General features: G+C 70.6%; 8 protein-coding genes. All 8 read right to left on the reverse strand.

The annotated features are described in order from the left end of the window. Nucleotides 1-12: 12 nt before the first annotated feature. The 8 genes from SACSA_RS0103555 to SACSA_RS0103590 all read right to left on the reverse strand — a co-directional run bounded on the left by SACSA_RS0103555 (nt 13) and on the right by SACSA_RS0103590 (nt 7,291). A complete protein-coding gene (locus tag SACSA_RS0103555) occupies nt 13-369 on the reverse strand; it encodes a rhodanese-like domain-containing protein (protein WP_028661498.1) in 357 nt (118 codons plus the stop codon). Nucleotides 370-425: 56 nt separating this feature from the next. Then, the gene (locus tag SACSA_RS0103560) at nt 426-2,201 is read right to left on the reverse strand and encodes a sodium/solute symporter (protein ID WP_019813557.1); all 1,776 of its coding nucleotides are present in this window, start codon (nt 2,199-2,201) and stop codon (nt 426-428) included. Between the two features lie 38 nt (nt 2,202-2,239). After that, a complete protein-coding gene (locus tag SACSA_RS0103565; protein ID WP_019813559.1) occupies nt 2,240-2,731 on the reverse strand; it encodes a hypothetical protein in 492 nt (163 codons plus the stop codon). Between the two features lie 6 nt (nt 2,732-2,737). Then, nucleotides 2,738-3,568 (reverse strand): LytR/AlgR family response regulator transcription factor, encoded by an 831-nt coding sequence (locus SACSA_RS0103570; RefSeq protein ID WP_048876382.1) that lies wholly within the window; start codon nt 3,566-3,568, stop codon nt 2,738-2,740. 173 nt (nt 3,569-3,741) lie between these two features. Next, nucleotides 3,742-4,581 (reverse strand): S49 family peptidase, encoded by an 840-nt coding sequence (locus SACSA_RS0103575; protein ID WP_019813564.1) that lies wholly within the window; start codon nt 4,579-4,581, stop codon nt 3,742-3,744. A 46-nt stretch (nt 4,582-4,627) separates the two neighbouring features. Further along, nucleotides 4,628-5,917, reverse strand: a complete 1,290-nt coding sequence (locus SACSA_RS0103580; RefSeq protein ID WP_028661500.1) for a sensor histidine kinase — start codon at nt 5,915-5,917, stop codon at nt 4,628-4,630. Nucleotides 5,918-5,964: 47 nt separating this feature from the next. Beyond that, on the reverse strand, nt 5,965-6,846 hold the full coding sequence (locus SACSA_RS0103585) for an Fpg/Nei family DNA glycosylase (RefSeq protein ID WP_019813567.1): 882 nt from the start codon (nt 6,844-6,846) through the stop codon (nt 5,965-5,967). 4 nt (nt 6,847-6,850) lie between these two features. After that, the gene (locus SACSA_RS0103590) at nt 6,851-7,291 is read right to left on the reverse strand and encodes a hypothetical protein (RefSeq protein WP_028661501.1); all 441 of its coding nucleotides are present in this window, start codon (nt 7,289-7,291) and stop codon (nt 6,851-6,853) included. Between the last annotated feature and the right edge of the window lie 250 nt (nt 7,292-7,541).

Genomic DNA, 7,541 nt, shown 5'->3' on the forward strand with positions numbered 1-7,541 from the left:
TCCCGGACAGCCTCAGAGCACCTCGGGCGGCTCGTCCGCGTGGTCACCGACCAACGGCCGCCCCCGCGACCGCCACGCGTGCATGCCACCCTCGACATTGACCGCGTCCACGACGCCCGCCGCGTTCAGCCAGGCCGCGGCCCGCGCGGACCGGCCTCCGCTGCGGCAGATCACGTGCACCGGCCGGTCGTCCGGCAGCTCCGCGAGCTCGGCCGTGCGCGACGGCAGCTCGGACAACGGCACATGGATCGCTTCGGGTGCGTGCCCCGCGGCCCACTCGTCCGACTCCCGCACGTCGAGCAGTACCAGCCCGTCCGTCGGGAGTTCGTCGACCGTGGCCGTGGGGACGCCGGCGGATTCGTACACCACGGTGCCATCGTCGCACGCCCCCGTGTGCGCTGCCGGTGAGAGGCTGCCGCCGGGGATCACCGGCGGTGCTTGCCCCCGTACAGCCGGGCCCGCTCGTCGTCGTGCCCCGGCCGCAGCACGCGGCGGTCCCGGATGAATCCGAGGCGGTCCGGCGCGTGCATCCGCAGCATGACCGCGTCCACGTCGTCGGGCAGCCGGTGGGAGCTGAGCAGGCTCACGAGGATGGTCACCACGAACGCCACGGGCACCGTCACCAACGCGGGCTGGCCGACGAACCAGGGCGCCCACCCCCCGGTGAACCGGCTGATCACGTTGAGCACGATGGCGAGCAGCACGAGCGCCCCGCCCACGACCAGTCCCGCCGTCGCTCCCGCCCAGGTGAGCTTGCGCCACCAGATCCCGAGCACGAGCAGGGGACAGAACGTGGACCCGGCCAGCGCGAAGGACAATCCCACGCTCAACGACAGATCCCCGAGCGGCAGCAGCACGGCACCCACCGCGGCCGTCACCGCCACCACCACGGCGGCGACCCGGAAATCGCGCAACCGAGCGCGCAGCAGGTCGGTGGCGATCACCGACGAGACACTGACGAGCAGCCCCGACGAGGTGGAGAGGAACGCGGCGAACGCGCCCGCCGCCAGCACCGCGACCAGGATCTCACCCGCCACCCCGGGCAGCATCGCCCTCGGCAGTTCGAGCACAGCCGCGTCGGTCTCGCCGGTGACCAGCAACCGCGGCACGAACAACCGGGACAGCGATCCCAGCAGCACGGGGAAGAGATAGAACAGGCCCAGCAGGAGTAGCACCTGCAGGGTGGTCCGGCGTGCCGCCCGGCCGTCCGGGTTGGTGTAGAAGCGCACGAGCACGTGCGGAAGCCCCATCGTGCCCGCGAACGTCGCCACGAGCAGCGAGTAGGTCCACCACAGGCTTTCGGGGTCCTCCATGGGCCGCAGCCAGCCCGCGTTGTCCAGCGCTCCGTCGTCGACCACCGGCACGCTCGATCCCGCGGGGAACAGCAGCGTCGTGCCCTCGCCGACCGGGTAGTCCACCCCGGGCACCCAGAGCATCGGCTCGGACGGCCGCTCGACCGGCAGGTGCACCATCGTCGGCTCGCCGACGCGCAGTACCACGTCGCTTTCCACCGAGACGGTGGTCTCCTCGGTGAACTCGGGCGGGGCGGGCTGCCCGAGCGACCCCGCCGTGCCCGCGCCACCACTGCCCATGAACACCGCGCACAGCACGAAGGCGGGCACGGCCAGCGCGAACAGCTTGACCCAGTAGTGGAACGCCTGCACCAGCGTGACCGCGCGCATCCCGCCCGCCACGACGTTGAGCGCGACGATCACCACGACGGCGACCGAGCCACCCCACGCCGGCGCCTCCGGCAGCACCGCGGTCACCGCGATTCCGGCGGCCTGCAACTGCGGGAACAGGTAGACCAGGGCGATGATCGTGACCACGCACGTCGAGGTACGGCGCAGCGCCGCGGACCCGAGGCGGGCCTCCATGAAATCCGGGAGCGTGTAGGCCCCCGAGCGGCGCAGCGGTGCCGAGACGAACATCATCAGCGTCAAAAAGCCCGCCGTGAAGCCGACCGGATACCACAGGGCATCCGCGCCGTCCTTCATGATCAGCCCGGCGACGCCGAGGAACGACGCGGCCGACAGGTACTCGCCCGACACGGCGGCGGCGTTGCGCCGGGAGCGCACGGTGCGGCGGGCCACGAGAAAGTCGTCCGTGCTCTTCGCGTACCGGGACGTCCGGTGGCCGAGGTAATAGGTCAGCCCCAGGACCGCACCGACCCCGCCGAGGGCCCACGGGTTCAGGTGCACGACTGCCCTCGCTCAGCTCGTCCCGCAGGCACGGGCGCTCAGTTCTCGATCATGGCGACGAAGTCACGCTCGTGCCGCTCCGCCAGGCGGTTGTACCACAAGCCGGCGGCGAACAGGAGGGGGAAGGGCGCGACCGCGAGCAGTACCCACGACACGGGCAACCCGATGACCCGGACCGTGGCCAGCGCGTCGGAGAAGTGGAACGCCACGGGCAGCGCCCCGATGAGGACCGCCACCAGTGCGAGCAGCAACAGCGCGGCGCGCAGTTGCACCCGCACCAGGTCCTTGATGAGCAGTTTTCCCCAGCTCGTCTGCTCGGCCAGCTCCACCTTGGCGCGCATCGAGGTACTCGACACGCGGTTCGGTTCGGCCAGCACCACGCGCTGCCTGCGCGGACGGACGGTGGTCTCGGACGACGGTTCCGGCGGCGCGACGAAGGGCGGCCGCTCGGGCTCGACGAGCCTGCGGCCGAGCGTGGGGTCCGGCTGCCGGATGCCGGAGGGGTCGCGATAGAGGTCGTCGTCGGTCATGCCCGGCTACCCCGCGCGCGACGACCCGACCAGTTTGTCCTTCAGCTCCCGGGTGTGCCGCCTGCTCACCGGCAGCACCTTCTCGTCCTCGCCGATCACGACCTGGTAGCCGCCCTGTGCCATCCGCAGTTCGGTGATGAGCGGCAAGGCCACGAGATACGAGCGGTGGATGCGCACGAAACCCGCCTTCTCCCAGCGTTGTTCGAGCTGGGCGAGCGGGATGCGCACGAGGTGGCTGCCCTCGGTGGTGTAGAGCCGCGCGTAGTCGCCCTGCGCCTCCACCCACCGCACCGACGACCTCGGGATGAGCTTGGTGGTGCCACCGAGTTCCACCGGGATCACCTCGTCGTCGGTGCGCACCTGCTCCGCGCTCACCGTGGGAGCCGGGGACGGCACCGCGTCAAGCTTCTCCACCACCCGCGCCACGGCCTTGTCGATGCGCTCCTGGCGGGCCGGTTTGAGCACGTAGTCCACCGCGCCGAGGTCGAAGGCCTCGACCGCCTCGGTCGAGTGGCCGGTGACGAAAACCAGCACCGGAGCGGGGTTGAGTGAGGCGAACACGCGCGACATCTCCATCCCGGACAACCCGGGCATGTTGATGTCGGCGAACACCGCGTCGACCGGCGGCAGCCCACGGCTCTTGCGCACGCTGATCTCGTTCTCGGCGGAGCCGAGCAGCCGCAGGGCCTCCGAGGCGTCCACGGCGGAGATCACTTTGCCGACCCGCGGATTCGCTTCGAGGCAGTGTTCCAACTGGCGGAGCCCTGGCAACTCGTCGTCGACCGCGAGAACGAGCAGGTCTCTGGTCTCTGGTTGAGCACTCACAGTGAAACGCATCCTGCCGTGTACCGGGTCCGATGTCCACTACGCTCCCGAGGGAATCACCACGTGACCCCCGGTCACCACAGAGTTACCACTCCTGGGTAGCGAGCGCAGCACGACCCCCTTAACGGGTTGTTAACTCGGCACCACCGGTCACCGTCCGCCGCAGGGCCGCCGGGCCCGCGTACTCAGAGGCCGAAGCGCGACCACTGCGTCCGGTGCAGCACCGTGTCCAGCACCGCCGCGGCGGGCGCACCGAGACCGAGCCGCGCCACCAGCGGCTTCTTCGGCTCCGCGAACACGATCTCGGCGTCGGGGTAGCGCTGCGACACCACTTCACGCAGCGTTCCGACGCCGTCGACGAGCCCGAGCTCCGCGGCGCGCGGCCCGAGCCAGACGTCGCCGCTGAACAGCTGGTCGTCCTCGGCCAGCCGCGCACCCCGGCGCTGCCGGACCCACTCCACGAACATGTCGTGCAACTGGGTGTGCATGCCGTGCAGCCACTCGACGTCCTCGGGCTTCTCCGGGCTGAACGGGTCGAGACGCGACTTGTTCTCCCCCGCCGTGTAGAGCCTGCGCTCGATGCCGAAGCGTTCGAGCAGGCCGGGAAAGCCGAACGACCCCGAGATGACGCCGATCGAGCCGACCATCGAGGCGCGGTGCGCGTAGATCTCGTCGCCCGCGCAGGCGAGCCAGTAGCCGCCGGAAGCGGCCACGTCCTCGGCGAAGGCCAGGACCGGGACGTTCTTCTCGTCGGCGAGCTGCCGAATGCGGTCGGCCACGATTCCCGACTGCGCGGCCGCACCGCCGGGCGAGTTGATCTGGAGGGCGACGGCCCGCAACCGGTCGTGCCCGAAGGCCCGGCTCAGCGCCGACTCGACCGACGCCAGATTGATCACTCCCCTGGCCAGTGGCGAGGGCTGGGCGTTGATCACGCCGTGCAGCTTCACCACGGCGACGACGTCCTTGCGCTCGACCCGGTCACCGATCTTGGGGATGCGCGACACCAGCTTGTCCGTGCGGCTCATGCCTCCCACCCTACTGAGAGGCCGCGCGCGGGACAGGAAAGATCGTTCAGGAGCCCACCGGCATGCCGGGACGCGCCGGTGCGACGCCCCGCCTGCCGTGCTGCTGCGGCTGCTCGGCGGGGTATCCGGGCATGTCCGGGCGCACGTGGCGGACGAACTTCGGCACCCGCATCGTCACCTTCATGCCCGCGCCGACGGCGGTCTCGACCATCAGCGAGTACCGCTGGTCGTAGACCTGGTGCATCCGGCGGTTGATACCGGTGAGCCCGATGTGCGCGCTGCTGCCCGAGTCGCGCATGCCCTCGAGCAGTGCCGGGTCCATACCCGCGCCGTCATCCTCGACGCTGATCTCCGCCTCCGACCCCATGTCCTGGGCGATCACCGTCACCGTTCCGCCGCCGGGCTTCTGCGCGATCCCGTGCTTGACGGCGTTCTCGACCAGCGGCTGGATCAGCAGGAACGGCACGACCACCGACTGCACCTCCGGCGCGATCTTGAGCCGGACACCCAGTCGGCTGCCGTAGCGGGCGCCCTCGATGGTCAGATACCGGTCGATGTTGCGCAGCTCCTCCGACAGCGTGGTGAACGTGCCCTCGGCCCGGAAGCAGTAGCGGGTGAAGTCGGCGAAGTCCTGCAACAGCTCCCGCGCCTCCTCCGGATCGGTCCGGATCAGCGAGGAGATCGTGTTCAGCGCGTTGTAGACGAAGTGCGGCGAGATCTGTGCCCGCAGCGCCTTGATCTCCGCCTGTTGGAGCTGGTGCTTGGTCTCCTCGAGTTTGGCCACGTGGAGCTGGGTGCTGACGAACTGGTGCACGGCCTCGGCCATCTGCACGATGCGCTTGCCCTGGGTACGGCCGAGCACGAGGAGCACGGCCTCGGTGCGGCCCTCGACGACGATCGGCATGATCACCGCCGTGCGCATCCGGCAGTTGCCGCGCTGGTCGCACGGGAGCTTGCTGTGGGCGACGACCTCGCGGTGCTGCTTGCGGATCGCCGAGCCGATCGGCGCGACCAGGTCGACGTAGTGGTCGTTCGCCTCACCGTCCCAGGACAGCAGGGTGCCCTCGCGGTCGGCGATGCCCACGGCCACGCACTTGAGAAGCCGGATCAGGCGGGTCACCAGCCTGTCCGCCGCGTCCTGGTCGAGCCCGTCGCGGAGATCGAACTGGGTCTTCGACATCGCCCAGACCGCGTCGAGCACGGCCTCGTCCACCGCGTTGCCGGGTTTGCGCCGGCGGACGAGCACGACGAGAAGGGTGACGAGCGTGACCAGACCTGCCCCGACGGAGAACGCCACGACGGACTGCGTGGTCAACAACCCTGACACACCGTCCATGCTCTGCGTTCGCACAGTGACACGCAAGACGTAACCGGGCACACCGGTCACTTCACCAGGCGGGACAGGCGCCGGTCGGCCAGCGGCCTGCCGCCCGTCTGGCACGTCGGGCAGTACTGCATCGCCCGCTCGGCGAAGGACACCTCGCGCACCGTGTCGCCACACACGGGACAGGGAAGGCCCGTCCGGCCGTGTACCCGCAGCCCGGACCGCTTCTCGCCCTTGAGACGGGCGGCCTTCTGCCCGACCGACCGCCGCACCGCCGAGGTCAGCACCTCGTGCAGCGCGTCGGCGAGCCGCTCGACGGACTCCTCGGACAGCCGCCCCGCCGTCGCGTACGGCGACAGCCGGGCGGTGTGCAGGATCTCGTCGGAGTAGGCGTTGCCCACCCCGGCGAGCACCGTCTGGTCGGTGAGCACCGTCTTCAGCCGAGCCGTGCTGCCCTCGAGCAGCCGCGCGAGCCCGGCGGCGTCCAGGTCCAGCGCGTCGGGTCCCAACCGGGCGACGGAAGGGATCTCGGAGGGGGAGGCGACGACCCACGCGGCGAGCCCCTTCTTCGTGCCCGCCTCCGTGAGGTCGAAACCGGGGCCACCGCCGGTGGCACCCTGGTCGTCATCCGCCGAGAGGCGCACCCGCAGCGCCACCGGGCTCCTGCCGGGTTTCGGCGGAGCAGCCGCGAGCGCGTCCGACCAGCGCAGCCAGCCGGCCCGCGCGAGATGAACGACGAGATGCAGATCGCCGCAGACGAGGTCGAGGTGCTTGCCCCACCGCGCCGTGCCGGCGACCTCGCGCCCCACCAGTTCGGTGTGCGCGGGCCGTACCGTCTTGAGCACGGCCAGCGACGCGACGTCCACGCGAGTCACCGTCCGGCCCACCGCGTGCTCGCGCAGGTGATGGGCGAGCGCTTCGACCTCGGGCAACTCGGGCATGGCTCTACTCGACCGGGTGTAACGGACCGTCGAAGTCCGGCAGATCGTGCTTCTGGATGGACTTACCCACGCGGTGCACCTCACCACGCACCTTCAGGATGCCGACGACCGTGCCGACCCACCGTTCCGACGGGCGCTCGCCCGTGACGTCGCCGTCGGTCTCAGCGACGACCGTCCAGGGCCTGCGCAGCACCCACCGCAGCGGGAAGAACAGCGCCACCAGCACCAGTGCCAACGGTACCCAGCTCGGCACCACGACGTCCTCCGGCATCCACACCAGCAGGACCGTCCCGAGGGCGAGGGCGACCACGAGCATCGCCACGCCCGGCGTGTAGTTCGCCGCGACATCGTGTTCGAAGTCGTCGGCCGTGGCGGGGCGCCGCCATTCCATCTGGGCTCGGATCACCCAGTCCCGGCCGTCGGAACCTCGGACCAGCCGGTTCATCAGCATCCTCCGGTGAAGCCGTCCCACGCACTCCTCGTGCACGAAACGTTACCGTGATCTCGACCTACCCGTGAAGTCCACGCCGCGCGACTGAGCACGTCACCACATTCGGCGTCCGAACCTCGCCGGTTCGGGTCACGCCGCCGCGCCCGGACGGTGCGCGTCCGGCACGCCCGCATCGCCGCTCCGGCTCGGTGCGCCCGTGCTGGTGCTGTCCGGGAGCGTGCCCGTCCCGGGGCCGCCTGGGGAT

The sequence above is a fragment of the Saccharomonospora saliphila YIM 90502 genome, assembly GCF_000383795.1.
GTDB lineage: Bacteria > Actinomycetota > Actinomycetes > Mycobacteriales > Pseudonocardiaceae > Saccharomonospora > Saccharomonospora saliphila.

Bases quoted from the DNA above. Each gene is read 5' to 3' on its own strand.
- SACSA_RS0103570 (WP_048876382.1), bottom strand. From the start codon at position 3,568: ATGCGTTTCACTGTGAGTGCTCAACCAGAGACCAGAGACCTGCTCGTT.
- SACSA_RS0103590 (WP_028661501.1), bottom strand. From the start codon at position 7,291: ATGAACCGGCTGGTCCGAGGTTCCGACGGCCGGGACTGGGTGATCCGA.
- SACSA_RS0103585 (WP_019813567.1), bottom strand. From the start codon at position 6,846: ATGCCCGAGTTGCCCGAGGTCGAAGCGCTCGCCCATCACCTGCGCGAG.
- SACSA_RS0103575 (WP_019813564.1), bottom strand. From the start codon at position 4,581: ATGAGCCGCACGGACAAGCTGGTGTCGCGCATCCCCAAGATCGGTGAC.
- SACSA_RS0103565 (WP_019813559.1), bottom strand. From the start codon at position 2,731: ATGACCGACGACGACCTCTATCGCGACCCCTCCGGCATCCGGCAGCCG.
- SACSA_RS0103580 (WP_028661500.1), bottom strand. From the start codon at position 5,917: ATGGACGGTGTGTCAGGGTTGTTGACCACGCAGTCCGTCGTGGCGTTC.